This window comes from Bacteroidales bacterium (assembly GCA_014860575.1).
Lineage (GTDB): Bacteria > Bacteroidota > Bacteroidia > Bacteroidales > JAAYJT01 > JAAYJT01.
Genome location: JACZJK010000033.1, coordinates 36,428 through 61,969 on the forward strand (window position 1 = coordinate 36,428; position 25,542 = coordinate 61,969).

Below are 25,542 nucleotides of genomic sequence, written 5' to 3' on the forward strand. Positions count from 1 at the left end.
TTCTCCACAAAAGTATTTAAAAATATTTAAGCGAATGCTTTCACCTTGGATTAAATGTTACCAATTATTAATATTGAACCGGTAGTGTATGTATTCAATTCATTTCCAGCCTCACAAAGGTTCTGATAAGCTCTAAACCTTTGGCTGTGCCTTAGCCTTTGCCTCAGCCTTTCACAACAAACCCCAACTTCCTCAAATCATCCCAAAAATCAGGGTACGACTTAGCCACTACCATGGGGTTGTCAATTTCTGCAGTTTCGCAACAGACAACAAGTGGCGCCAACGCCATGGCCAGGCGATGATCTTGATAGGTTTCAAAGTGGACTAGTTTTCTCAGAACTAAGGCTGATTGCTTCGATATTTGTAGTGTATCTTTTCCTGAAATCTCTATGTTGCTATTAATCTTTGATAACTCTGTTTGTAAGGCTTGAAGGCGATCGCTTTCCTTGATCCGGAGATTGATTAACCCGCTCAATGTTGATCCTATGTTAAGAGCTGTGCATGTTGCGGCTATTGCGGGAACCAGATCGGGACAGTTGCTGAAATTGTAAGAAAAAGTGGGCGCTGGTGGTGCAACATGGCTAACCAACAACCCTTTCCCTGTTTCTTGCGAACCAATACCAAATGATTTAAAAACATCTGATAATATCGCATCGCCCTGGATACTCTTCATTGAGAGCCCATTAAACAGAATCTGCGATCCCGGCATGAGCGCCACAGCCTCATAGCCATAAGAAGCCGAAGACCAATCAGGTTCCACCGTAAAAGATTGGCGACTGTATTCACCTTGCTCAATTGAAATGAGCGAATCTTCATGTCGATATTTGATTCCTGAATTTCCGATCAGGGAAAGTGTCATATCAATGTATGGACGCGAAGCGATGCTTCCCTGAAACTCAATCTTCAATCCACCTTCTAAATATGGGGCAATCAGCAACATCGCCGATACAAACTGGCTGCTTTGTGAAGCATCTATCCGGATTCTGCCTCCACGAAGTTTCGCACCCTGGATTTGAACCGGCGGAAAACCACTCTTTCCTAAGTATTCAATTGATGCGCCCAATTCCTGCAATGCAGTGCAAAGTGTTTCCACCGGCCGCTGCAACATACGGTCAGAACCGGTTAAAATCCAATTACCGGGTTGTTGTGCCAGAACTGCAGTAAGAAACCGGAAAACGGTTCCAGCATTCTGACAATCAATTTCGCAAATCCCGTTTTTGTTTCCTTCCGAAACGTGATGCCCTATTTTTTTCAGCAAATCCATCATCAAGCGGGTGTCATCTGCTTCCGACAGATTTTCTATTGCAATTCTGTTTCCTGATAAATACTGCATTACAAGCAATCTGTTGCTGATGCTTTTGGAGGCTGGAAGTATTATCTCAGCGCTGAAAGGAGAGGAAGGTCGATGCAATATAAATGATTTCATCCTAGAAGGTTTTGGCAAAGCCAAAAGAATTGCCCTTGCTGAGATATTCGATAAGGCTTTTTTCAATTGTTTCGTGCGAACATGCAACGTCAGTAATCAAATCTCCGGGTTTTTTAATCAGTGTCATTTGAATGGCCCCGGCTTTGTTTTTTTTATCAAATCCCATCAGTTGAGTAATCTCCGGGATTTTATCCGAGGCAAAAGCATAGAATGGAAAAACCGATAATAAATAGTCAGAGATTTCTGAAGCCAATTTCGGATCAAACCCGCAATGAATCACCGAGAGGTCTAGTTCAACGATCAAACCCATAGCCACTGCAAATCCATGTGGCAGGGGTTTGCCGTAATGCGCCAGTGCGTAACTCTCAAATGCATGTCCTGCCGTATGACCCAGATTCAGAACTTTACGCAATCCTTTCTCATAAGGATCGGACTGCACCACATTGTTTTTAATCTTCACTGATCGTTCAACAACCGTTTCCCAGTTGGAAGTGGATTGGATCGCATTTATATCAGGAAATTGCAGAACCAGTTGATGATAGTATTTCTCACTGCTTAGCAATGAATGCTTCACCACTTCCGCATAGCCTGAAAGCAACTCAACATAGGGAAGCGTTTGAAGGAATGATGTCATAATATATACCGCATTCGGCGGCGAAAATAATCCAACATAATTCTTCAACTTTCCGAGGTTCACACCTGTTTTGCCACCAATGGCAGCATCTACCTGTGCAAGTAAGGTTGTTGGAAAAAAAATGAAATCAATGCCTCGTTGATAGGTTGACGCAACAAAACCGCCCAAATCGCACACCACTCCCCCACCAAGACAAATGAGTAACGAATACCGATCGGCGCCCAAAGCTGCAAGTTCCTGCCAGACTTTAGTGCAGACTTGCAGGTTCTTGTTCTGCTCGCCAGGTTCGGTTTCAAGAAATTTAGTGTCTTCTGGAAACTTGAATTGGCCCATCAAGAGCGGCAGGCAATGCATTCGTGAATTGGTGTCGGTAAGAATAAAAATGCCGGAATAGCGCTTCACTTCCTGGCTGAAAAAGTGTTCGAGGGATTTTATGCAATCCACACCTGTAAAAATAGTCCCGCTTTGGTGCATTTTGTACTTTTGAAAAACAATTCAAACAAAATTACGTATTATTCCGCTGTTGGTTATTAATTGCAAAACCTTTGATTAGCCTATGATTGATTTCAACAATACCCGGATTGCATTCGCAATCAAATCATCAAACGATCTTAAACGCGCCCATTGGTTGTTCCGAACCATTGCCAGTCCGTTCATTGTGGCCACCGGTGAATTCTTATCCAATATTGCACTTCGTTTGCACTTGCCTGTTAATTGGGCTGTTAAGCCAACGCTGTACAAGCAATTTGTCGGAGGCGAAACCATTGATGATTGCATCCCGGCGGTACGTCAACTGGAAAAGTTCAATGTAAAGGCGATCCTGGATTATTCAGTTGAAGGAGGAGAATCAGAAGAATATATGGAAGCGGTGCTGCAAGAAACACTTCGCACCATTGATTATGCAGCCAGGGATGCCAACGTACCTATAGCCGTGTTCAAACCGACAGCGTTTGCAACATCGCATGTACTTGAGAAAGCGAGTGCCGGAGACAAATTGAATGAAAATGAGTTTTCGGGTCTTGCTGATTTTCGTCAAAGGGTCCACACCTTATGCAAGCACGCTGCTTCACTGAACGTTCCTATCATGATTGATGCTGAAGATGTGCATTACCAGGCTATCATTGACAAGGTCACTATGGAGATGATGGAAAAATACAACAAAGAAAAGGTTATAGTCTTCAATACTTACCAGATGTACCGGACTGACCGACTTGCGGTTCTAAAAAAAGATTTGGTAACAGCCCGGCTAAAAGGTTTTTTCCTGGGAGCCAAATTTGTACGTGGCGCTTATATGGAACGCGAAAGAAGACGTGCTGAGAAAATGGGTTATACCTCCCCTATCCATCCGGACAAACCTACCACCGACCGGCATTATGATGATGCGCTAACTTTCTCGGTTGAAAATATTGACAGGATTAGTATTTTCAACGGCACGCACAACGAAAAAAGCTGCCACCATCTGATGCGACTAATGGATAAGCATGGCCTGGCAAAAAATGATTCCAGAATTTGGACATCTCAACTTTATGGCATGAGCGATCACATTAGTTTTAACATGGCAGATGCCGGCTACAATGTTGTGAAATACATGCCTTACGGACCCGTGAAATCTGTGCTTCCGTATCTGCTTCGCCGGGCAGAAGAAAACACCTCGATTGCAGGACAAACCAGCCGGGAGTTAAATCTGATTGAAACTGAACGGAGAAGAAGGAGGAGTGAGCAGGCGAATGCGTGAATGGGTAAGTGGGAGAATATGAGAGATGAGAAGGTGAGAAGATGATAATGAGGGACTTAGAGACGAAGAGATAAGAAAAGGGGACGAGGGAACGAAGGACGCCGAACGCTAAACGTCGAACACTGAACCTTGAACTTTGAACTTTGAACCCGGAGCTAATCCTAGAATGCCGTCATGAGCAGATCAATATCCTGATAAGGCAGGCTGTATTTTTCGCTCAACAGCTTGTTTGTCACAATCCCGTTAAACAGATAAACACCGCGGCGTGAGCCTGCATCTGCTTTCAGCACATTTGCAATTCCGCCTTGCTCTCCGATAGAAAGTAAGATAGGGGTGAGATAATTGCTTAGGGCGTAAGATGCAGTATGAGGTACCCGGGAAGCAATATTGGGAACACAATAATGCACCACATCATATTTCTTGAACACAGGATTCTGATGATCGGTTGGTTCAGAGGTTTCAACACAACCGCCCTGATCAATGCTTACATCAATAATCACTGCACCGGGTTTCATCTGGCTCACCATTTCTTCCGATATGCAGAAAGGAGTGCGTCCACTATCGGTATGCAATGCAGCGATCACAACATCAGTAGTTTTTATAGCCTTTAGCAGGATTTCAGGTTGGATCACCGAAGTAAAAATCCGTACATTAAGCATGGACTGCAGGTTGCGAAGTTTATACACCGAGTTATCAAATACTTTAATCAATGCGCCCATACCCAGGGCTGAAGCGGCTGCAAATTCCCCTACTGTACCAGCGCCGAGTATCACTACCTCGGTAGGTGGCACACCTGAAAAACCACCCAGCATATGGCCCATTCCCAAGGTAGGATGGCAGAGGTATTCGGCAGCAATCAATACTGCCGCATTTCCGGCAATCTCGCTCATAGAACGCCGCAGGGGATAGGCTCCACTTTTATCGCGCAAATATTCAAAAGCAAGGGCTGTGCATTTTTTGGTAATGAGTTTACGTATGTAATTCTCATCGCTTGCTGAAAGATGCAAAGACGAAACCAGGGTCTGCCGACTACGCAATAGTTCACATTCGTCTTCTGTAAGAGGCGCTACCTTCAGGATCATATCGCTGGTAAAAATCTCTTGCGGCGATTGTACTATTTCAGCACCATGCTCAGCATAATCATGATCACTGAACCATGCCCGTTTCCCTGCTTCGGATTCAATAAGTACCCTATGCCCATGCTTAACAAGCATGCCCACTGCATTGGGAACCAAAGGAATGCGGTTCTCAAGTCTGGAATGATCACGAGGGATTCCAATTGTCAGAGAAGATTTTTTTCGGGCAACCTCAAGCATTTCTTCTTTCGGAAGCATGCCGCCGGTGGCTGTAAATGATACAAATTGTTTCTTTTCCTGGTTCATGACTTATCAATAATTAGGATCGCACGCTTATGACTCTTTTCTGATCGCCATCACCAAAGCTGATAATAATATATACGAAGCCGGGAGGTAAAAGTTGCTCAATTTTTTCGGGCCATTCCACGAAGCAATAATGGCCACTAAAAAAATATTCTTCGTAGCCCATATCAAAAGCTTCTGACAGTGATTTTATGCGATAGAAATCGAAATGATATACCGGATCGCCTTCACGGGTGCTGTATTCGTTGATCAATGAAAAAGTTGGGCTTACAACTACATCTTCAACACCCAATTCATGACAAACAGCTTTGATAAGCGTAGTTTTACCCACACCCATAGCTCCATAAAAAGCGAAGACCCGCTGTTGAGGAAAGGAATTGATAATCTTGCGGGCAACCAAGTCAAGGTCGCCGGTTGTAGCGGCTTGTAATGTTAACATCTGAGCAGAACAAAATTATGGTTTTGGTGCCGCAAGATAGGAAAAGTTCAGAAAATAAAAGGAGCTTACTTGCTCTTTAAAGTTATAAAAGGCACAAGCATTTCTTCAAGCGATACACCACCATGCTGAAAAGTATCGCGGTAATAATTCACGTAATAGTTGTAATTGTTCGGGTAAGCAAAAAAATCGTTTTTGCGGCAGAAGATATACGATGAACTCACATTGGTTCGTGGCAAGAAAATGTCAGCAGGATTCCTCACCTCATAAACCTCTTTGGAATTATAGTTCAAACTCCTGCCCGACTTATAGCGGAGGTTAGTGGTAGTATTCTTATCGCCAACCACTTTCACCGGGTTCTGAACCCGCACTGAACCATGATCGGTTGTAATAATGAGATCTATCTGTTTATCAGCAATAAATTTAAATACCTCAAGCAGCGGACTGTGCATAAACCATGAAAGCGTAATAGAGCGATAAGCTGCTTCGTCGCCGGCAAGTTCTTTAATCACTTCCATTTCGGTTCTGGCATGCGAGAGCATATCTACAAAATTATAAACGATAACATTGAGTTGGTTTACCATCAGGTTCGACATATTCTCCACAAGTCTTTTACCCGCGTTCAGGTTCAGCACCTTGGTATAGCTGTATTTCACATCACGACCAAAACGTTTAAGCAGTTCGCTCAACAACTCACTCTCAAACTGATTTTTTGTGCCTTCATCTCCCTCGTCCACCCAATAACGTGGGTACTTCTTTTCGATCTCCGAAGGCATCAATCCTGAAAACAAGGCATTGCGGGCATATTGCGTGGTGGTTGGCAAGATGCTGTAATACATCTCATCCTTTTCGATCCGGAAATATTCTTCAATCACAGGTTGTAAGAATTTCCACTGGTCATAGCGCAGGTTATCAATCAGAAGAAAAAACACCGGTTTCTTTTTGTCAAGCAACGGGAAAACTTTTTCGCGCATCAACATATGCGATAACACGGGGCGGTTATTCCCTGAACCGCTCAGCCAGCCCTGGTAATTGTTTTCAATAAACCTGGTGAAAACCTGATTGGCTTCACTCTTCTGCATTTGCAAAACTTCCAGGATGCTTTCATCTTTTGAATTCTCGAGCTTCAGTTCCCACGAAATCAGCTTACGGTAAATCTCAACCCACTCAGCATGAGTAAGGTTATTGGTTATTTCCATTCCAATATTGCGAAATTCCATTTGGTATGCATGAGTAGTTTTTTCGCTGATGATCTTCTTGTTCTCCAGGTTTTTTTTGAGTGCAAGCAGGATTTGATTGGGGTTAACAGGCTTGATAAGATAATCAGCAATATTCGACCCGATGGCATCCTCCATGATACTCTCTTCCTCACTCTTGGTAATCATGATAACCGGCAGACTGGGATAGTTGTCTTTAATCACAGCAAGCGTTTCAATTCCTGAAAGTCCTGGCATGTTCTCATCCAGAAAAACAATATCGAAAACCTGGGTTTTCAGCATATCAATCGCATCGCCACCGCTGTTTGCAGTATGCACATCATAGCCTTTCTGATCCAGGAAGATAATATGCGGCTTTAACATATCAATTTCATCATCCACCCACAAAACGTTGATCTTATCCATAGTTTTTCTGATTTTTGCAAAATTACGACCCGATCCGGTTCAGGCCCACTGATTCGATGTACCTTTAACGCAGGATATGGGTGAATATTTGATTTTGCTTTGCATTTGAGCGGAGGGCAATGACAATGAGCGTGGGGCGTGGGGCGAAAGACAAGGGCAAAGGACGAGAGACGAGTCAGCATAGAGTTTGGGAGCCCCCCATAAAATTGATTTATACGGTGTAGGCCTCAGAAATTGCTGAATTTTAGATTGCCGTTGACTTTAGCCAACTGGAAATGAATGTTTTATATATCAGTGCTTTAGCCCCATAATCTTTCTTTAATTAGCAAAGTCCCTATTTTGAATCTCGAATCTGGAATTTTGAATTTAAACAAAAAACACTTAAATCTTTCGGCCGATGCCTACTTCATTAAATAAGCGAAAAATAATCAACGACCCGGTTTACGGGTTTATCGCCATCCCTAGCGACCTGATATTTGATGTGATAGAGCACCCCTGGTTTCAGCGTTTGCGACGAATCAAGCAGCTTGGCCTGACCCAACTTGTTTACCCGGGTGCACTCCATACGCGATTCCATCACGCCATTGGTGCCATGCACCTGATGCAGCAGGCAATAGATTCGCTGCGGTTGAAGGGGCAGGAGATTACTTCGGAAGAAGCCAATGGCGCACTATTGGCAATCCTTCTGCATGATATTGGTCATGGTCCGTATTCTCATGCGCTTGAACACAGCATTGTGCATGGAATGGATCATGAAGAATTGTCCATGTTGTTTATCCGGGAACTAAACACGCAGTTTGGCAACCAGCTTGAAACGGCCCTGGCCATTTTCAGCAACCGTTATCCCAAACGGTTCCTGCACCAGTTGGTTGCCAGTCAGCTCGATATGGACCGTCTTGACTATCTTAAACGCGACAGCTTTTTCACCGGAGTATCTGAAGGTGTTATCTCCACGGATCGCATCATCAAAATGCTGAATGTTTCAGGCGATGAACTTGTGGTCGAAGCAAAAGGTATCTACTCTGTTGAGAAATTTATCATTGCCAGAAGGCTGATGTACTGGCAGGTATATTTTCATAAAACAGTGCTCAGCGCCGAACAGATGATTATAAAGTTGTTGCAACGTGCCCAGTACCTGGCGCAGCAAAATATCCCGATTTTTGCTACTCCTGCTTTTCTCCAATTCCTGCAGCATAATTATTCAGCTTCAGATTTCAGAAACAATCCGGATTTGCTGGATGCTTTTTCCCGTCTCGACGATTTCGATATTCTGACTTCAATGAAGGTATGGTGCGGGCATGAGGATAAAATTCTTTCTTCACTTAGCTGCTTCCTGATAGAGCGCCGGCTTTTTGCACTTGAAATTTCTAATATCCCCTTACCAGAAAACAGGCTTGCGGATCTGAGGTTACAAGCAGCCAGGTATTTTGAAATTGCTCTTGAAGATGCAGGATATTTTGTTTTTGAAGGAACCATAACCAATAATGCTTACGACCCTACCAAGGACAAAATCCATATCCTGAACAAAGACGGAAGTATTACCGATATTGCTGAAGCTTCTGACCAGCTGAATGTTTCCGTGCTCTCAGCTCCGGTATCAAAATATTACGTTGGATATCCAAAAGAGTTAAGGGTTTAACTTTTGAACTCCTTAATTCTTCAGGCTTTATCTTGAGATATATATTTGAATCAGCAAATAATCGCAGGTTCAGAAAAATATTTGCTTCTACAGTTTATTTAAGCACGATTATTTTCCGGGTAGCAACTCCTTCGTTGGTTCTCAACATGCTTAAGTAGATTCCACTTTTTATGTCGCCAGCTTTCCAGACCATTGAATGTTTGCCTGCCGGTTGATAAGTATCTACCAGTGTATTGATCAGCCTTCCCTGCAAATCATAAATCTGAAGTGAAACCAGGGCTGGCTGTGAGAGTTCATACATAAAAGTAGTGTTTGATCCGAACGGATTCGGATGGTTGGTAAATGAATTTGGGTCAGTACGATAAAACTCATTGATCGAAAGGGTCACATCTTCGAGCGCAAAAATTTGTACATCATCCAGGTTCCAGCCACAATATCTCCAGCCTCCATCAGTGGTTCCCATAGTCCATCGCAGGTAAACGGTTTGCTGATCTGAAGCGATGGCCGAAATATCATAAACAACTTCTTCCCATGATCCGGCTGTCATCTCTGCCTGGTTGGCCCAAATAGTAGTCCAGCTACTGCCATCCGTACTGATACGTAAATAAGCGTGATCAAAGTCCGGGCCTTCTACTCCAAGCCAACGCATAAATTTCAATTGTACACCATAAAGATTGGAACAATCTATCGGGGTGGTTGTAAGATGTCTTTCAGGTAAATTATTAGGATAATCTCCCAGCAGGTTGTAACCGTAAACGAAATCATCTGTATATCCGCTCGTAGGATCAGGTGAGCCATACTGACCACCAAGTCCCATAGGCTGACCGAATGCCCACTCCCCTTCTGCGGTCCAGCCCGGATCTTCGTCGAATAGCCATTCATACTGAAGTTCACCTTCGCCCACAATCAGAACCATTTGTCTGTCGGTATCGCCTATATGGTCAGTAGTGTTAATGAATTGGATCGCTGCAGGGTAAGCGCCGGTTTCAAAACCATTTGCATTTGCATTGACAACAAGAGTGATGTAAACGGTTTCGCCGGGCGGAATTATTCCAAGCATCGCGCCATTGATCGTCAGCCAGGTCTGAGCCGGATCAACCACCAGTTCATATTCAAGTACATCGGAACTTTTGTTTTCCAGGGCATATTCGAAGGTGGATGGCACAAACGGGCCTCCGACCGGTCCGGCAGGCAGGAATCCCTGTTCGGGTGTGACTTTCAACCCGGTTACTCCAGCGAGAACCTTCACACAAAAATTGCCGGTATTTTGAAATCCAGAAGGATCATCGAAATTGTAGAAATCCAACCATTGCCCCTTATCTAAATAATAACTCTGATCTTCGCTGGCTGAAGATGGTACTATGGTCCGGTAACTGGCTCCAAGCAGTACCGGTACATCGGATGTGCGGTCGTAAGCATAGCCTCCATCTGAAAGCTGGAGATAAACATAGAAATCTTCGCCTTCGGCAACGGGAACAAATGCATCAAGATCAATGGTATGGAGCCCCTTGGTTTCTATCGTGCCTGTGATAGATGAAAGTTCGTTCTGGAGTTGCCCGCCGTCAAAATCATCATAAATAACAAGCGAATAAGTAACATCGTCAACTGCTGTGAAAAAACTAACGGCCTTAAGAACTTCTCCGCCCTGAGCTATGAATTTATTAAACACAGCCGAATAGCCATTAAGGGTATCGCGATAGCCATGATAATCATGATAGTAAATATTGTCGTATTGAATAGGTTCAACGTTCCTGAATGTAATGGCTCCCATTTCAGGATGATGTCCGCAATGTTTATCATAATATGAAATCCAGAAATATCCTTGCGAACCCCAACTGGCACCCCAGCTATTTTTGCAAAGCCATGCACCAGGGAGCGGTGCCTGCGTTACTTTGGTGTCATCCCATCCGATGATTGCAATAGCATGGTTCGGATCAACAGTTGAAGATGGAGGTTGATAATGGATGTTATTGCTGATAAAGGAAGCGCTGTAACACATACAGGTTCCCATTACACCATAATCAATAATGCTTTGCTTTACCACATCAATGTTCTCGAGGTTGGCTCCAACTGTAAACCATTCGATATCCCTTGCATAATAGTAATGGTAACTATCGAGGTGCCTTGCAGGTGGCACGGAGTAAGATTGCCCGTCAATATCCCTTACAGCGCCTTCGCCTCTTGAAAGATAGGCTGAAGTAACAAGGTAGTCGCCGCCTTCATGAACCAGAAGCCCGCTACCCGAGGGTGGATCAATATCGTCGTTATTGTGATTATTGAAACCATTCCACCAGTCTAGGTGATACTCAGCAAGATTTGGTTCGCCCACTTCGCCGGCGGCAGACCAAACACCAGTCATCAAAAGGTTGCCTTCCATGGCGGCAAAAGCGCCATGTGTCCAGCAAGTGCCTCCCTGCTGGTTTTTTACAGAGGTTACATAATTAACTCCATTAACATTCCTAAGGTCGTAAGTGGCCGGAAGCTGCGCAAAAGCGCTGAGGTTTCCCAGAAACAATAAGGATAAGATCAGATTTGCTTTCATGTGATAGGTTAATTTTGATGTAGAAAAACTTCAATGGCATTAGATTTCCAAAGGTATAAGAATATCATGGATATTGAAGTGTTTAAGATATTATATTTGGATTTTCAGGGTTCGAAATATAATTGTTTCTCAAATGAATTATAATTTGTGCGAAAAACACTAATGCTAAGGAGTGTGCTTAAATTGAAAAATCGTATTCATTTGTTGCTGACCCTGTGTGAGAACCTGCACTCCATGTTTTGTTTAGCATCGCTTACAAACTCAAATTCAATAGTTACAAATATTTAACGTATATTTGCAGCATTCGTGTGGCATCCAGAAAAGGGCTTTCAATCCTTAAGTTTTACACATCTGCGACTGCCATATTAAACTTCAACAGTACTAATTAATTTTATAATAGCAAATTATGGGTAGAACTCACGAAACCTGGAACAAGAAAGAAACAGCCAAGAAGAAAGAGAAGAAAAGAAAAGACAAAGAAAAGAAAAGGGATGAGCGTAAAAGCAATGTGAAGGACGGAAAAAGCATGGATGATATGATTGCTTATGTTGATGAACACGGAAACATTACCTCCACGCCTCCTGATCCCAGTAAAAGAGAGAAAATCAAGTCGGAAGATATCGTTATTGGCGTGCCCAAACGTGATGATTCAGAGATTTTGAATCCAATCAGGGAAGGGATTGTTACTTTCTTCAATGATTCCAAAGGTTATGGGTTCATTAAGGATCTCCAAACTCAGGAGAGTGTATTTGTTCATATCAACAGTTTGATTGACCCGATCAGCAAGGATAATAAAGTTACTTTTGAAGTTGAATCAACCATGAAAGGTAAAAATGCTTTTGCCGTTAAACTCATCAAGTAGATACTCAGGCGGAATTTACTAATCCACCCGATATCATAACATTTCCTGATTTTTAAATTGATCACGCTTTTTAGCAAGCAGTAAGAGTCTTTCATTATCCCCGTCACCTTGAACTGTAGCGTTAAGTATCGCTACCCAATCAACAATTCTATTATTGCAACATTTCCTTATCCGGATTGTTAATTCAATCTGGATTTTTACTATCTGGAATAAACCCAATGCTGGCAAGGCATTTCTCGGGTTGCTCATCTTACCTCCTTCAGTAGGCATTTCTATTATTCACATAAAACGTAGTAAAATGGCAAAAAGAATCGTTGTCCGTAAAACTACCCCATCAGTAAAAACTTCACCAACGAGAAAAGCAATTACCCCAAAAGTTGCCGTAAAAGTTAAAGCAACGCCGGGTGTTCGTAAACCCGTTCAAAAAGTAATTCTCCCGGGCCGCTTGAAGGAAATACGGCACAAGGACTTCAAGACGAATGCACCTTTCAAATTTGTTGACAAGGGTGACGTCTTTGAAACCTTGAGGAGGCTTAAAAACGCGCCTGAAAAATTAGACATTTCCCTTCAGCCTTTGGAGGATGGAGCGTTGGTATATCATCCAACGCCAGGTTTTACAAGTGATGGGCCGTTGATGGCGCAGTTCTCAGTACGGGCAGTAATTCATAACAAAGGATCAAAAACAGTTGATCTTGATAAAGTTGAAATAGTGTATAAAAAGGGTTCAGCCACCCTAAAAAAAGAGATATATCTTCCTGCCGATCAACTGATCATCGAACCGTTCTATGCCTGGGTATGGCAAAATGGCCGGGAATATCATGAAGCTGGTGATGTAGTATTTTTAGAACCGCCTTTCCCAAGCAAGGTTACCTTGAGTTTTTATTTCAAGGGTTATAAGGATCCAATAAAATTCACAAAGGATGTGAAACCTTACACAAAAGCGTTCGCATTTCCCTTTGACCCAAAAGACTTCAAGGAAGATGAGTTTGTAACAGGGTATTCCATGCATGGAGGCGGCGACCAGGTTTTTGCTTATGATGTTGGTGTGCAAGCTTATGAGAAGACACAATTTACAGATGTATTGCCAGGCAAAAAAGGCGACAAAAATGATCATTTCAGAATATGGGGAAAACCTGTTTATGCCATGGCTGATGGTGTGGTCCTGCATTTCCAGAAAGACATCCCGAACAATACCAAACTTGATGGTTCGGATGAAAATATGGAAAAACAGAAAACAGATTACTGGGGCTCATTCGATTATGGCGGTTCGGGCAATCACTTTTACATAAAACATGGCGATGTTGTTGCCTTGTATGCACATCTTCAGAAAGGCTCGCTCAATTCGAAACTGACCGCAAAAGGAAAGATAGTCAAAAAAGGAGATTTGCTTGGCAAGGCTGGTAATTCTGGAAATTCAACCGGCCCGCATTTGCATATGCATATTAAAACCTATAAGGATGATGCTAGTCCTGAAGGCGGTTGGTTCAGGCCATTGTTGTTCAATACCGGTTATGTAATCGGGCAGTCGCATTACACAAAACCCGGCTCAAATGTTAAATGGTCGAAACTTGATAAACAGGGAATTCCTGGTTTAAAAAATACGGCCTGTTTTATTTCCCCCGGCCCGGTTCACCCCTACTGTGCTTACCCGACAAACTGGGGCGAAGTGTGCAAGTTCAAAGTTCCTGAAAGCATTTACCAGCAGGAATTCGACAAAATATGGACTTGTGGGTATTATCCCATTTGGGTTGATGGTTTCGATGTTGGCGGAAAAACGTATTTCAATGTTATTTTCCGGTCATCGAAAAATGTCAACTGGGTTGCCCGTCACAATATGGACGGCGCTGTGTACCAGGATGAATTCAACAAATGGGGTGAAGCCGGTTACAGGTTGATAAACGTCAACTCATACCTGTTAAAAAGCAAAATCCGTTATGCGGCAGTGTGGGTAAAAGATAGCAAGGCCAAAGACTTTGCATACCATGGTGCGACCCTCGCCTGGCACGAAGCCAATTTCGAAAAACATTGGAAAGCAGGCTGGGTTCCAACAAATATTAGCTGTGTATATGCTTCAAAAAATACCTACGTTACAGCATTGTGGGAAAAGAAAAACACTGGCGGTTTTTATGCGACCCCAAATATGACATTGCAGGGATTTAAGGATGCCTTCAAACAGTATACCGACAAAGAAAAATTCAAGCTGGTTTATCTGGATGCCTATATTAAGAATGGCAAACCTTTGCTGAGCGGAATCTGGTACAAGAATGCACCTAATTATACTTCATGGTGGGAGAAATTCTTCCAGAATGACGCGGAGTTCCAGGCAAATTACTCATCATTCCTTGACAAGGGCTATCTTACCCGCTGCATAGCAGGATACCACGATGGTGTGGTTTCTAGGTATGAGGGGGTCTGGTCGAAATAAAAAGTGATGGAGTAAAAAGAGGCTTTCGCAGAACTGAAATGTTTACTAATTTTTGTCATTCTGATCCACCGCGGCGGAGAAGAATCTAATATACAGTCAAATAAAGATCCTTCACTCCGTTCAGGATGACAAGATCAACCTATTGTGATAGCCTCATTAGAGGTAAAAAGACTTTTCTGAGTGGGCTCAACTTTGATCTTTGATCTTCCTGGGGATTTGGGGCTTGAGGCTTGGAATTTGGAATTTGGAACTTGGGTCTTGTTTTCTGATCTTTGCACGGAAACAGCAAATAGATGAAATCCAAACTACACCAAGCCTATAACCCTGAAAGTTTCAGGAAACTCGGACACGAAATTATTGACCTGCTTAGCACGCATTTGCACGATGCAAGCAATGGCAGGAAAAAAGTAATCAACTGGAAAGAACCCGCGGCCCAACTTGGGTTTTGGCAACAAAATATGACCCAAGAGCAATCACTTACCGATATGTTCAAAGATGTGATTGATAATTCTATCAGCATCCATCACCCGCAATATATCGGCCATCAGGTAGGAGCTACCATGCCTGTTGCTGCCCTGGCTGATCTGTTGGGAGCCTTATTAAATAACGGCATGGCAGTTTACGAAATGGGCGCTGCCGGAACTGCCATTGAAAAAGTAGTGATTGACCTGATCAACAAGCAACTTGGCTATGGCCCGGATGCTGACGGATTCATGACTTCCGGCGGAACCCTGGCCAATTTAACTGCTTTGCTTGCGGCGCGTAAAGCAATGGCAGGAACAGATATCTGGCAGGAAGGACACAATGAAAAATTGGCTGTGATGGTTTCGGCTGAGGCTCATTACTGCATTGACCGCTCCTTACGTATCATGGGGTTCGGGTCGGAAGGCATTATAAAAATACCAGTGAATAAACACTTTAGCCTGGATGCTACACTGCTTGAAGAGTATCTCGAAAAGGCTGAAAGCAAAGGCATAAAAGTGATTGCCGTGGTTGGTAGCGCTCCATCAACAGCTACAGGAATGTATGACGATTTGCAGGCAAACGGAAAATTTTGCCAGAAACATGGACTTTGGTTTCACATTGATGGCGCTCATGGTGGCGCAGCAATTTTTTCAGAAAAATACAAGCAACTTGTCAGTGGTATTGAAATGGCCGATTCAGTGGTAATTGATGCTCATAAAATGATGATGGCACCTGTGCTTACTACCTTTCTCTTATTCAAAAACAAGAAACATTCCCATGCCAACTTCAGTCAGAAAGCGCTGTATTTATGGGAAAAACAAGACGAAGAAGAATGGTATAATTATGCAAGGCGAACTTTTGAGTGCACAAAACTCATGATGAGCCTGAAGTTCTATGCGATTATAAAATCGTATGGAACCGATATTTTTGATGAGTTTGTAACCCGGCAATATGATTTGGGAAAAGTGCTTGCCCAATCAATACAAAAGAGGCCGGACTTCGAATTATTTATTGAGCCCGATTCAAATATTGTATGCTTCAGGTTTGTGAACCCGGAACTGGATGAAAGCTCCCTGAACAGGCTCAACGCCTCCATCCGCAGAAGCTTACTCGAACAGGGGGATTTTTATATTGTTCAGACCCAGTTGAACCATAAAACCTGGTTTCGGGTTACTATAATGAGCCCTTTCACAACTGCTGAAACTTTTGAAGAGCTTTTAAACAGAATTGAACTACTGGCAAACAAGGAATTAAAAACTTTCATATCATGACTCGTCTGAACCTCTCACAGCTTTTTCGAACCACTTTTTTAATTCTTGCTGCAACAATGCTGGCAGGCAACCTCACTGCACAAACCATTATCAGCGGCAATTTCCTTCACAATGGATTAAACCGTACCTACCGCTTGTATATTCCTGAAATTTACGATCCCTCCACTCCTGTTCCGCTCCTCTTTAATCTTCATGGCTACGGATCAAACAATATTGAACAGGAGCAATACGCCGATTTCAGGCCAATTGCCGACACAGCCAATTTCATCATTGTGCATCCCAATGGCACACCCGACAATGGTGGGAACCTATTCTGGAACAGCTTTGGAGGCGCCAGCATTGATGATGTTGGTTTTCTATCGGCGCTGATTGATACAGTGCTGGCAGATTATAACATTGATGAAGCAAGGATTTACAGCACCGGCATGAGCAATGGTGGATTTATGAGCTATGATCTGGCCTGTTTTCTGAGCGACCGGATCACGGCAGTTGCCTCCGTTACTGGAAGCATGATCAAATCGCGCTTTTTAACTTGTGATTTAATGCGTCTGATGCCTGTTATGCAAATCCACGGAACTGCCGATGCCACCGTTCCCTACAACGGCAACTTTTTATTTGCCCATATTGATACACTTGTAAACTTCTGGGTTCAGCATAACAATTGTCTGCCCGATCCTGAAATAATTCAAATACCTGACATTGACCCCACCGATGGCTGCACCGCCGAACAGCATATCTATAGCTGCGAGGACTCAATTGCTTCGGTTGAATTTTTTAAGGTAATCGGTGGTGGCCATTCCTGGCCCGGCGCGCCGATCAATATCAACATTACAAATATGGATTTCAGCGCCAGCATTGAAATATGGCGTTTTTTCAGGCAATACAGCCTTGATCAGTTCATCACTGGATATGAATATACTAATCCGCTTACTGCTCAAATCAACATTTTTCCGAATCCTACTTCCAACAAGATAACGATTGAATATTCAGGTGGTTCACAATTTGCAAATGCTGTTCTTTCAATCATTGATCTTCAGGGGTGGAAGGTACTTTCACAAGATTTTCCGGGTGGACTGCATCAAATCAAATTAGATGTGAGCGATTGGCCGGAAGGACTTTATCTTTTGAATATCACTAACAACGAAGGAATAACAATAAGCAGGAAGATTGTGATCAGGTAAGTATATTTTTGATGTAATGGTGAACAGATCAAACAATCACGGCTAAAATTTAGTTTCATAAATTAGAGCCCTTTAAACCTCCTTCGAACGCATCTTTACAAGATTCAAAAAATGAAACATTCATAAAAACTTCATCAATAAAAATCAAATTCAATGACATCCGATCCTTACAGCGCTAAAAGAAAGCTTGAAACTGCCCAGGGCGAGTTAACCTACTGGAGCCTGAAAGCATTGCAGGAGCAAGGTTATACAATCAATAAACTACCGTTTTCCATCCGAATTCTACTTGAAAATGCCCTGCGGAATTTCGATGATTTTGCGATCACAAAAGAAAGCATTGAAACCCTTTTAGGTTGGAAGCCCCAAGCCTCCGATAAGGACATCCCATTCAAGCCGGCCCGTGTGCTGATGCAGGATTTTACAGGCGTTCCCGCGGTCGTTGATATCGCCTCATTGCGCGCCGAAGCGGCTCGCAAAGGGAAAGATCCCAACAAGATAAACCCATTAATCCCTGTTGATCTGGTCATTGACCATTCTGTACAGGTTGATTATTTTGGAACTAGTTACGCCTATCAGAAAAATGTAGACCTCGAGTACGAACGCAATAGTGAACGCTATAAGTTCCTGAAATGGGCACAGAAAGCTTTCAATAACTTTTCAGTTGTGCCTCCGGGAATGGGAATTTGTCACCAGGTAAATCTTGAATATCTGGCCAAAGGCGTAATTGAACGCGATGGCAATATTTTTCCCGATACGCTGGTGGGAACCGATTCACATACACCAATGGTGAACGGCATAGGGGTTATTGGCTGGGGTGTGGGCGGCATAGAGGCTGAAGCTGCTCTGCTTGGCCAACCCATTTATTTTATTATGCCAGAAGTAGTTGGCCTTAAACTTACAGGAAGCCTACCGTTGGGAACCACTGCAACGGATATGGTCCTCACAATTACAGAGATGCTTCGGAAACACAGAGTGGTCGGAAAATTCGTGGAAGTATTTGGGTCCGGCCTGGATTCGTTGTCAGTTCCCGACAGGGCCACCATTTCAAACATGTCGCCTGAATTTGGTTGTACTGTTAGCTACTTCCCGATTGACGACCACACATTGGATTATATGCGCAAGACCAACCGCAGCGAAGAACAGGTAAAGCTTGTTGAAACCTATGCCAAGGCCAATATGCTCTGGCGCGAAAATGAATCGGAAATTAACTACAGCAATGTGGTTGAATTGGATCTGAACACAATTGAGCCAACCGTTTCGGGTCCAAAAAGGCCGCAGGATAAAATACTTGCAAAAGATCTTGCCGGAAAATTCAGCAGCCTCTTGAAAGAATTCCATCAGCGCGAATATATACCCATTGATAAAAGGGAAATCAGCCGCTGGTACGCCGAAGGGGGGCAATCGGCAAAACAGGAAACAAACACCGACTCTGAGGCCGAGATAGAAACCAAAATCCAGCATGGATTAAAAACCGTTTCACTCAGCCTGAATAATGAACGCTTTGCAATTTCTGATGGCTCCATTGTGATTGCCGCCATCACTTCCTGCACAAACACTTCCAACCCCAGTGTAATGCTCGGCGCCGGACTTGTTGCGAGAAAAGCCCGTGAGCGCGGATTAGATGTGAAACCCTGGGTTAAAACATCGCTGGCCCCGGGATCGAAAGTGGTAACTGATTACCTCGAAAAATCAGGCTTGCTCAGCGATCTGGAAGCGTTGCGTTTTCATACGGTTGGATATGGTTGCACCTCGTGCATTGGCAATTCTGGCCCGCTGCCCGTTCATATCGCAAAAGCCGTTGATGAGAATGATCTTGTGGTTGCATCAGTCCTTTCAGGGAACAGAAACTTCGAAGCGCGGGTACACCCGCAGGTGAAGATGAATTTCCTCATGTCGCCTATGCTTGTTGTAGCTTATGCTATTGCCGGCCGTGTTGATCTCGATCTGTTTAGCGAACCAATCGGTTACGACCCCAACCAGGAACCCGTTTACCTTAATGACATCTGGCCTTCAAATGAAGAAATCAATGATGTGATGCGCAGAGTGCTTTCGCCCGCAGACTATGCCAGAAACTATGATGAAATATTTGAAGGCGATGAACAATGGAAAAACCTGAAGGTTCCCCAGGATAAAGTTTATCAATGGGATCATACTTCGACCTATATCAAAGAGGTTCCTTTTTTCAGAGGAATCAGCGAAGAAATTTCTAAAACATCAGATATTTACAATGCCAGGGTGCTATTGAAGCTTGGTGATTCAATTACCACAGATCATATTTCGCCGGCAGGTTCTTTTTCTGAGAATTCTCCCGCCGGAAAATACCTTCTCGAACATGGTGTTGAGAGAACGCAATTCAATTCCTACGGTTCGCGAAGAGGAAATGATGAAGTAATGGTTCGCGGCACTTTTGCTAATGTGCGTATCAACAATCAAATTGCAAACGTTGAAGGTGGCTTTACTACTCATTTTCCTGGCGGTGAACTAATGAGTATTTATGATGCATCGCAACGCTATCAGGCTGAAAATACTCCATTGATCGTGTTGGCTGGCAAAGAATATGGAAGTGGCTCTTCGCGCGACTGGGCCGCGAAAGGCACCAACTTACTTGGAATTAAAGCCGTACTCGCCGAAAGCTACGAACGCATTCATCGCAGTAATCTCGTTGGAATGGGCATTATGCCAATGCAGTACATTGAAGGTCAAAACTCAGCAAACCTAGGGCTTTCGGGCAATGAAACTTTCACCATTACAGGTATTGCAGGCGAACTTCATCCATTGAAGAAACTTCAGCTAACAGCAACCCGCGAAGATGGCACAAGCATTTACTTCGATGCGATTTCCAGGCTGGATTCAAACATCGAAATAGAGTATTACAAGAATGGTGGAATTCTGCACTATGTGCTAAGGCAATTCCTGAAACAGGGATAATTGTTTAACCTCAAAGACGCAAAGGCGCTGTATATTAAGTCTAAGCGTCTTTGCGTCTTCGTGGTATTTTTAGACTTTAGAGGCTGATCACAGCATTCTGTGCATCGCCAAAGCCACTTGGCACTTGCTTATCCGCTTCTGCTTCGGTAATCCAGTTGCTTCCTGCAAGATAGCGGAACTGGTATTCGCGGCCAGATTCCAACTCAACAGTTGTGGAAAATGAACCATCTTTCATTTTTTTCATTTCGGCAGTGCTTTCGCTCCAATCATTAAAATCGCCTAAAAGACTAATTTTTTCTGCGCCATTGGAGAGTTCTTTTTCAACTTTAAAAGTCACTTTACAAACTGGCTTCGATTTCAGGTATTGTTTCTTAATACTCATTGTTTCAAATTTTAGATTTAACATTCATGCAAGAATTCAATCCTTGCATGTATTTTTTTGCGGGCGCAAAGGAAAGCAATTTATTTTATATTCAAAGTAATGCATATGTTTAAATTTTGTTAATACTATCGTTTACGCTACGTAAATCATGCTTTCAGGAAGAAAATTAAATTTTGTGGATTGTTGTAAAACCATTCAAAATCAGGCATAACTTGTAAACCAGCATGAGAACCCGTAAATTTGCCTGAATTTTAATTAGCAAATGTCAGATACAAAAAAACCTTCCGGCACCAAACATATCAATTTGGCGAAAGCATTAAAGGGTACGCAATCAAAAGGGCTCAGACGGCTTCCCAAAACCATTGTTAAAATCCTCGAAAGGTTCATTTACCAGGATCAGATCAATGCTGTGATAAATAAATACATTGACTTTACCGGCGTCAGTTTTCATCCTGAGGTAATCAAAGAATTCAATATAAAGCTTGATATCAGAGGCATCGAAAACATGCCCGAACATTCACGTTGCTTTTTTACAGCCAATCATCCTTTCGGTGTAATTGACGGTTTGGTACTTGGTTATCAGGTTGGCCGTAAATATGGCGATTTAAGGGCAATCGGAAACGAGTCTTTTCTTTACGTGCCCAATCTGCGGCCATTGATTGCTGCGGTAAATGTATTTGGAAAAAGTTCGCGAGAATATATTGAAGCGCTGAATGAAGTTTATAACTCAGATGTTGCCATTGCACACTTTCCTGCGGGTGAAGTTTCACGCGTTTATGACGGAAAAATTCAGGATTCTCCCTGGCAGAAGAGTTTTGTAACCAAAGCCATTTCGGCTCATCGCGATGTTGTACCTTGCTATTTTGCTGGAACCAATTCCCGTTTGTTCTATTTAGTGTTTAGGTTCAGGAAGTTAACAGGAATAAAAACAAATCTTGAATTGGCTTTGCTGCCCCGCGAAATGTTCAAAAAAAGAAACAAAACCATCCGCCTGATTATCGGAAAACCCATTCCATGGTCCAGGTTCGATAAATCAATGACGCACCACGAATGGGCGCAAAAAGTAAGACAGCATGTTTATAAAATGGGAGAAACAGATCAGGAAATAACTTTCTAAAACTAACAATACTATGATATTATCTTTCCGGAAATGGATCTTCAGGGTTTGGTACTGGTACGTGAACAGAGTTGATAAAAATGCTGAAATCCTCTTCATGAACTATGGCTATAAATTTACGGGCGATCAGATCGAATTGGAACCCGCAGACGAACCCAACAGATATTCAGTGCAATTGTACCACTTGCTTGGAAGTTCAGCCAGCATTGCCGGAAAGCAAATAGCCGAAATCGGTTGTGGACGCGGCGGTGGGCTGTCTTATATCGTGCGAACCTTTGCCCCGGCCTCAGCCAAGGGAATTGATATCAGCACAAGCGCTGTAAATTTTTGTAGAAAGAATTATGACCTTGAAGGACTTACATTTGCGATCGGCGATGCGCAGGACCTTTCATTCATGCAAGACAATTCGCTTGATATTATAATCAATTGTGAATCTTCGCATCGCTATCCACGCATGGACCTTTTTTTCAAAGAAGTTTATCGTATTTTGCGTCCGGGCGCTTCACTTTTATACACTGATTTTGGTTTTGATCATGAAATGGCAGGAATCCTAAAGATGATTGATGAATCAGGACTGACGATTACCAAGGAAGCCATGATTACTGACAATGTTGTAAAAGCGCTTGAGGCCGACGACGATCGCAGGCGAAACCTTGTAAAAAGACTGACTCCTGGCTTTCTTCGCAAACAGGCATTTAACTTTGCCGGTAATGTTGGAGGCGAAACATATAATCTGTTTGCAACAAACAAATACAATTACTTTTTCTATGTATTGCAAAAGAGGTAGTTGACCTAGCGGTCATTTCCGGGCATTCGTTTACAAAGATTTTGGATTGAAAACCAGATCAGTGATGATATGAGACAGTTTTGATGTTCCGGTATGCAAAATAATGCTATCTTGCGCGCGTTTTCGGAACCATAATTGTACAGCGCCAGGCCTGCATCAGATATTATTAAAGCACTTTTATGACTTTTTCAGCAAAACAAATTGCCGACTTACTCAAAGGAACAGTTGATGGTGATCCCAATATTACCGTTCATAGACTGGCCAAGATTGAACAAGGAGAACCTGGTTCGCTTACTTTCCTCGCCAATCCTGTTTACACACCATATATCTATTCAACAAACGCCAGTATTGTAGTCGTAAATAAGACTTTCGTTCCTGAACAGCCTGTTAATAGCACATTAATCAGGGTAGACAATGCCTACGAAGCCTTTGCTCAATTGCTCGAAGTTTACAACCAGATCAAAATGAACAAAACCGGCATCTCCGAACGTGCATCTATTGCACATACTGCACATCTTGGAGAAGGTATTTTTGTCGGAGACTTTTCAGTAATTGGCGAAAATGTAACCATAGGCAACAACGTGAAAATCTACCCCCAGGTTTTCATTGGCGACAATACCAAAATTGGAAACAACACGATCTTGTACCCGGGAGTGAAAATATATTCCGATTGCCTGATCGGTGATTCATGTGTATTTCATTCCGGTGTTGTGATTGGTGGTGATGGATTTGGGTTCGCACCACAACAAGACAACAATTACAGGAAAGTAGCACAAATCGGCAATGTTATTATTGAAGAAAATGTTGAAGTTGGCTCAAATACTACCATTGACAGGGCAACACTTGGTTCAACCATAATACGCAAAGGTGTGAAACTTGATAATCTTATTCAGATAGCCCATAATGTTGAGATTGGTGAGAACACAGTGATAGCTGCTCAAACAGGCATTTCAGGGAGCACAAAAATTGGTCGCAATTGTATGCTGGGCGGCCAGGTAGGTATTACCGGCCACATTTTCATTGCCGACAATGTTAAGATTGGTGCACAATCCGGTATCTCATCAAGCATTAAAACTCCCGGGAAAATTGTGATAGGCACGCCAGCCATTGATGCTTCAATTTTCAAACGGTCGGTAGTATATTTCAAAAACCTCCAAAACATTGCTGACGATTTACAAAAACTGAAAGCCAAAGTTTTTAATGCTGATCAGCAATAGCTGTTGCCTAAGAAACAAACTTTTATCCTTGGTGTTACAAGAAGTTTAAACATCCAAAATTGTATATCTTTGCCGACGTATGAAAGAAAAGCAAAAAACCATCAAGCAACCGGTTTCGGTGTCTGGCCCCGGATTGCATACAGGCAAAACTGTAACCCTCACTTTTAAACCTGCACCCGATAATCACGGTTATAAATTTCAGCGAACCGATCTTGAAGGTCACCCAATTGTTAATGCCGGTGTTGAAAACGTGGTTGATACAAACCGTGGAACCACGCTTGAGCAAAACGGTGTTCGCATCAACACAACCGAACACGCTCTTGCAGCATGTGTTGGCATGGGCCTCGACAATGTAATTATTGAGCTTGACGGTAGCGAAACACCAATACTTGATGGAAGTGCAAAGTATTATATTGAAGCAATAGATAAAGTTGGCCTCATTACCCAAAAAGAAGAAAAGATCTGGTACGAACTCGACTCAAACATCATTTACACCAATCCCGATCACAAGGTTGAACTTTTGGCAATTCCGAGCAAGGAATACAAGATTTCTGTTATGATTGACTTTGATGAGAAGGTGCTTGGAACACAAAATGCTGTCTTGAACAGGATTGAGGATTTCAAAACCGAGATTGCCCCTTGCCGCACTTTCGTTTTCCTGCATGAACTTGAATATCTGATTCATAACAATCTTATTAAAGGCGGCGATCTTAACAATGCCATTGTTTTTGTGAACCGGCTAATCCAGCAGGAAGAACTCGACAGGCTTGCCAAATTCTTTAATAAACCTAAGGTTGAGGTTTTAAAAGAAGGAATTCTCAACAATCTTGAGCTTTATTTCCCTAACGAACCCGCCCGCCACAAACTCCTTGATGTTGTTGGCGATCTGGCACTTGTAGGAGTTCCGCTTAAAGCCCACATCATAGCTACAAGGCCGGGTCATGCATCCAACACCCAGTTTGCCAAGCTGATCCGTAAGCACATCAGGGAAGTGTCAAAGCAACCGCCGGCACCGTTTTACGACCCTAATAAGCCACCACTTTACGATGTTAACGACATCAAACGAATTCTGCCACATCGCCCGCCCTTCCTGCTTGTTGATAAAATCATTGAAATAGGCGAAGACTATATTATCGGCATGAAAAGTGTTACTATGAATGAGCCATTTTTTATCGGTCATTTTCCCGATGAACCGCTCATGCCTGGTGTCCTGCAGGTAGAGGCCATCGCCCAGACTGGTGGCGTTTTTGTACTCAACAGCGTTCCGGATCCGGAAAATTATATCACATACTTCCTTAAAATTGAAAATGTGAGGTTCCGTCAAAAGGTTGTCCCGGGTGATACCCTGGTTTTCAGACTTGAATTATTATCGCCATTCAGGCGTGGAGTTTGCCACATGAAAGGGACGGCATGGGTAGGAAACAAAATTGCTACTGAAGCCGAAATGATGGCACAGATTGTTCGTAAACCCGACTTGTAATCCTATTAAAATTA

General features: G+C 43.0%; 18 protein-coding genes. 11 read left to right on the forward strand and 7 right to left on the reverse strand.

Translation table 11 applies throughout. The annotated features are described in order from the left end of the window. Positions 1 to 163: 163 nt before the first annotated feature. Positions 164 to 1,426 carry a 3-phosphoshikimate 1-carboxyvinyltransferase gene (gene aroA, locus IH597_09040; protein ID MBE0662599.1) on the reverse strand — a complete coding sequence of 421 codons (1,263 nt, stop codon included), beginning with the start codon at positions 1,424 to 1,426 and terminating at the stop codon, positions 164 to 166. Position 1,427: 1 nt separating this feature from the next. Continuing rightward, a complete protein-coding gene (gene aroB, locus IH597_09045; protein MBE0662600.1) occupies positions 1,428 to 2,534 on the reverse strand; it encodes a 3-dehydroquinate synthase in 1,107 nt (368 codons plus the stop codon). Between the two features lie 82 nt (positions 2,535 to 2,616). On the opposite strand from aroB, the gene IH597_09050 reads away from it, so the two are divergent. Further along, complete coding sequence (locus IH597_09050; protein ID MBE0662601.1) at positions 2,617 to 3,795, forward strand: proline dehydrogenase family protein; 1,179 nt, start codon at positions 2,617 to 2,619, stop codon at positions 3,793 to 3,795. Positions 3,796 to 3,956: 161 nt separating this feature from the next. Here the strand turns inward: IH597_09050 and IH597_09055 are convergent, their stop codons facing one another. The 3 genes from IH597_09055 to IH597_09065 all read right to left on the reverse strand — a co-directional run bounded on the left by IH597_09055 (position 3,957) and on the right by IH597_09065 (position 7,232). Continuing rightward, positions 3,957 to 5,177 (reverse strand): alanine dehydrogenase, encoded by a 1,221-nt coding sequence (locus IH597_09055; GenBank protein MBE0662602.1) that lies wholly within the window; start codon positions 5,175 to 5,177, stop codon positions 3,957 to 3,959. 13 nt (positions 5,178 to 5,190) lie between these two features. After that, positions 5,191 to 5,613, reverse strand: coding sequence for a tRNA (adenosine(37)-N6)-threonylcarbamoyltransferase complex ATPase subunit type 1 TsaE (tsaE, locus tag IH597_09060; protein ID MBE0662603.1), 423 nt, complete (start codon positions 5,611 to 5,613; stop codon positions 5,191 to 5,193). Positions 5,614 to 5,678: 65 nt separating this feature from the next. After that, positions 5,679 to 7,232, reverse strand: a complete 1,554-nt coding sequence (locus IH597_09065; GenBank protein ID MBE0662604.1) for a PglZ domain-containing protein — start codon at positions 7,230 to 7,232, stop codon at positions 5,679 to 5,681. A 397-nt stretch (positions 7,233 to 7,629) separates the two neighbouring features. On the opposite strand from IH597_09065, the gene IH597_09070 reads away from it, so the two are divergent. Further along, the gene (locus IH597_09070) at positions 7,630 to 8,871 is read left to right on the forward strand and encodes an HD domain-containing protein (GenBank protein ID MBE0662605.1); all 1,242 of its coding nucleotides are present in this window, start codon (positions 7,630 to 7,632) and stop codon (positions 8,869 to 8,871) included. Between the two features lie 94 nt (positions 8,872 to 8,965). On the opposite strand, the gene IH597_09075 is transcribed toward IH597_09070, so the two are convergent. Then, on the reverse strand, positions 8,966 to 11,413 hold the full coding sequence (locus IH597_09075; protein MBE0662606.1) for a T9SS type A sorting domain-containing protein: 2,448 nt from the start codon (positions 11,411 to 11,413) through the stop codon (positions 8,966 to 8,968). A 406-nt stretch (positions 11,414 to 11,819) separates the two neighbouring features. On the opposite strand from IH597_09075, the gene IH597_09080 reads away from it, so the two are divergent. From IH597_09080 to acnA, 5 genes are all read left to right on the forward strand, one after another. Continuing rightward, positions 11,820 to 12,275 carry a cold shock domain-containing protein gene (locus tag IH597_09080; GenBank protein MBE0662607.1) on the forward strand — a complete coding sequence of 152 codons (456 nt, stop codon included), beginning with the start codon at positions 11,820 to 11,822 and terminating at the stop codon, positions 12,273 to 12,275. A 298-nt stretch (positions 12,276 to 12,573) separates the two neighbouring features. Next, positions 12,574 to 14,700 carry a peptidoglycan DD-metalloendopeptidase family protein gene (locus tag IH597_09085; protein MBE0662608.1) on the forward strand — a complete coding sequence of 709 codons (2,127 nt, stop codon included), beginning with the start codon at positions 12,574 to 12,576 and terminating at the stop codon, positions 14,698 to 14,700. A 293-nt stretch (positions 14,701 to 14,993) separates the two neighbouring features. Continuing rightward, positions 14,994 to 16,436, forward strand: a complete 1,443-nt coding sequence (locus tag IH597_09090; protein MBE0662609.1) for an aminotransferase class I/II-fold pyridoxal phosphate-dependent enzyme — start codon at positions 14,994 to 14,996, stop codon at positions 16,434 to 16,436. Beyond that, positions 16,433 to 17,617, forward strand: coding sequence for a T9SS type A sorting domain-containing protein (locus IH597_09095; protein ID MBE0662610.1), 1,185 nt, complete (start codon positions 16,433 to 16,435; stop codon positions 17,615 to 17,617). The genes IH597_09090 and IH597_09095 overlap by 4 nt, the downstream gene beginning before the upstream one ends. Positions 17,618 to 17,770: 153 nt before the next feature. Continuing rightward, a complete protein-coding gene (gene acnA, locus IH597_09100; protein MBE0662611.1) occupies positions 17,771 to 20,545 on the forward strand; it encodes an aconitate hydratase AcnA in 2,775 nt (924 codons plus the stop codon). A 76-nt stretch (positions 20,546 to 20,621) separates the two neighbouring features. On the opposite strand, the gene IH597_09105 is transcribed toward acnA, so the two are convergent. After that, a complete protein-coding gene (locus IH597_09105) occupies positions 20,622 to 20,927 on the reverse strand; it encodes an isoamylase early set domain-containing protein (protein MBE0662612.1) in 306 nt (101 codons plus the stop codon). Positions 20,928 to 21,189: 262 nt separating this feature from the next. Here IH597_09105 and IH597_09110 point away from each other — a divergent pair, with 262 nt between their 5' ends. From IH597_09110 to IH597_09125, 4 genes are all read left to right on the forward strand, one after another. Further along, positions 21,190 to 22,044: a glycerol acyltransferase gene (locus IH597_09110; protein MBE0662613.1), complete on the forward strand. Its 855-nt coding sequence runs from the start codon at positions 21,190 to 21,192 to the stop codon at positions 22,042 to 22,044. Between the two features lie 13 nt (positions 22,045 to 22,057). Then, positions 22,058 to 22,831 (forward strand): class I SAM-dependent methyltransferase, encoded by a 774-nt coding sequence (locus IH597_09115; protein ID MBE0662614.1) that lies wholly within the window; start codon positions 22,058 to 22,060, stop codon positions 22,829 to 22,831. 179 nt (positions 22,832 to 23,010) lie between these two features. Then, positions 23,011 to 24,048 (forward strand): UDP-3-O-(3-hydroxymyristoyl)glucosamine N-acyltransferase, encoded by a 1,038-nt coding sequence (gene lpxD, locus IH597_09120; GenBank protein MBE0662615.1) that lies wholly within the window; start codon positions 23,011 to 23,013, stop codon positions 24,046 to 24,048. Positions 24,049 to 24,127: 79 nt separating this feature from the next. Continuing rightward, the gene (locus IH597_09125; GenBank protein ID MBE0662616.1) at positions 24,128 to 25,528 is read left to right on the forward strand and encodes a bifunctional UDP-3-O-[3-hydroxymyristoyl] N-acetylglucosamine deacetylase/3-hydroxyacyl-ACP dehydratase; all 1,401 of its coding nucleotides are present in this window, start codon (positions 24,128 to 24,130) and stop codon (positions 25,526 to 25,528) included. The last annotated feature ends 14 nt before the right edge of the window (positions 25,529 to 25,542 follow it).

What these genes read in the sequence shown, in the direction of transcription:
- aroA (MBE0662599.1), bottom strand. Translation starts at nt 1,426, where the DNA reads ATGAAATCATTTATATTGCATCGACCTTCCTCTCCTTTCAGCGCTGAG.
- aroB (MBE0662600.1), bottom strand. Translation starts at nt 2,534, where the DNA reads ATGCACCAAAGCGGGACTATTTTTACAGGTGTGGATTGCATAAAATCC.
- IH597_09050 (MBE0662601.1), top strand. Translation starts at nt 2,617, where the DNA reads ATGATTGATTTCAACAATACCCGGATTGCATTCGCAATCAAATCATCA.
- IH597_09055 (MBE0662602.1), bottom strand. Translation starts at nt 5,177, where the DNA reads ATGAACCAGGAAAAGAAACAATTTGTATCATTTACAGCCACCGGCGGC.
- tsaE (MBE0662603.1), bottom strand. Translation starts at nt 5,613, where the DNA reads ATGTTAACATTACAAGCCGCTACAACCGGCGACCTTGACTTGGTTGCC.
- IH597_09065 (MBE0662604.1), bottom strand. Translation starts at nt 7,232, where the DNA reads ATGGATAAGATCAACGTTTTGTGGGTGGATGATGAAATTGATATGTTA.
- IH597_09070 (MBE0662605.1), top strand. Translation starts at nt 7,630, where the DNA reads ATGCCTACTTCATTAAATAAGCGAAAAATAATCAACGACCCGGTTTAC.
- IH597_09075 (MBE0662606.1), bottom strand. Translation starts at nt 11,413, where the DNA reads ATGAAAGCAAATCTGATCTTATCCTTATTGTTTCTGGGAAACCTCAGC.
- IH597_09080 (MBE0662607.1), top strand. Translation starts at nt 11,820, where the DNA reads ATGGGTAGAACTCACGAAACCTGGAACAAGAAAGAAACAGCCAAGAAG.
- IH597_09085 (MBE0662608.1), top strand. Translation starts at nt 12,574, where the DNA reads ATGGCAAAAAGAATCGTTGTCCGTAAAACTACCCCATCAGTAAAAACT.
- IH597_09090 (MBE0662609.1), top strand. Translation starts at nt 14,994, where the DNA reads ATGAAATCCAAACTACACCAAGCCTATAACCCTGAAAGTTTCAGGAAA.
- IH597_09095 (MBE0662610.1), top strand. Translation starts at nt 16,433, where the DNA reads ATGACTCGTCTGAACCTCTCACAGCTTTTTCGAACCACTTTTTTAATT.
- acnA (MBE0662611.1), top strand. Translation starts at nt 17,771, where the DNA reads ATGACATCCGATCCTTACAGCGCTAAAAGAAAGCTTGAAACTGCCCAG.
- IH597_09105 (MBE0662612.1), bottom strand. Translation starts at nt 20,927, where the DNA reads ATGAGTATTAAGAAACAATACCTGAAATCGAAGCCAGTTTGTAAAGTG.
- IH597_09110 (MBE0662613.1), top strand. Translation starts at nt 21,190, where the DNA reads ATGTCAGATACAAAAAAACCTTCCGGCACCAAACATATCAATTTGGCG.
- IH597_09115 (MBE0662614.1), top strand. Translation starts at nt 22,058, where the DNA reads ATGATATTATCTTTCCGGAAATGGATCTTCAGGGTTTGGTACTGGTAC.
- lpxD (MBE0662615.1), top strand. Translation starts at nt 23,011, where the DNA reads ATGACTTTTTCAGCAAAACAAATTGCCGACTTACTCAAAGGAACAGTT.
- IH597_09125 (MBE0662616.1), top strand. Translation starts at nt 24,128, where the DNA reads ATGAAAGAAAAGCAAAAAACCATCAAGCAACCGGTTTCGGTGTCTGGC.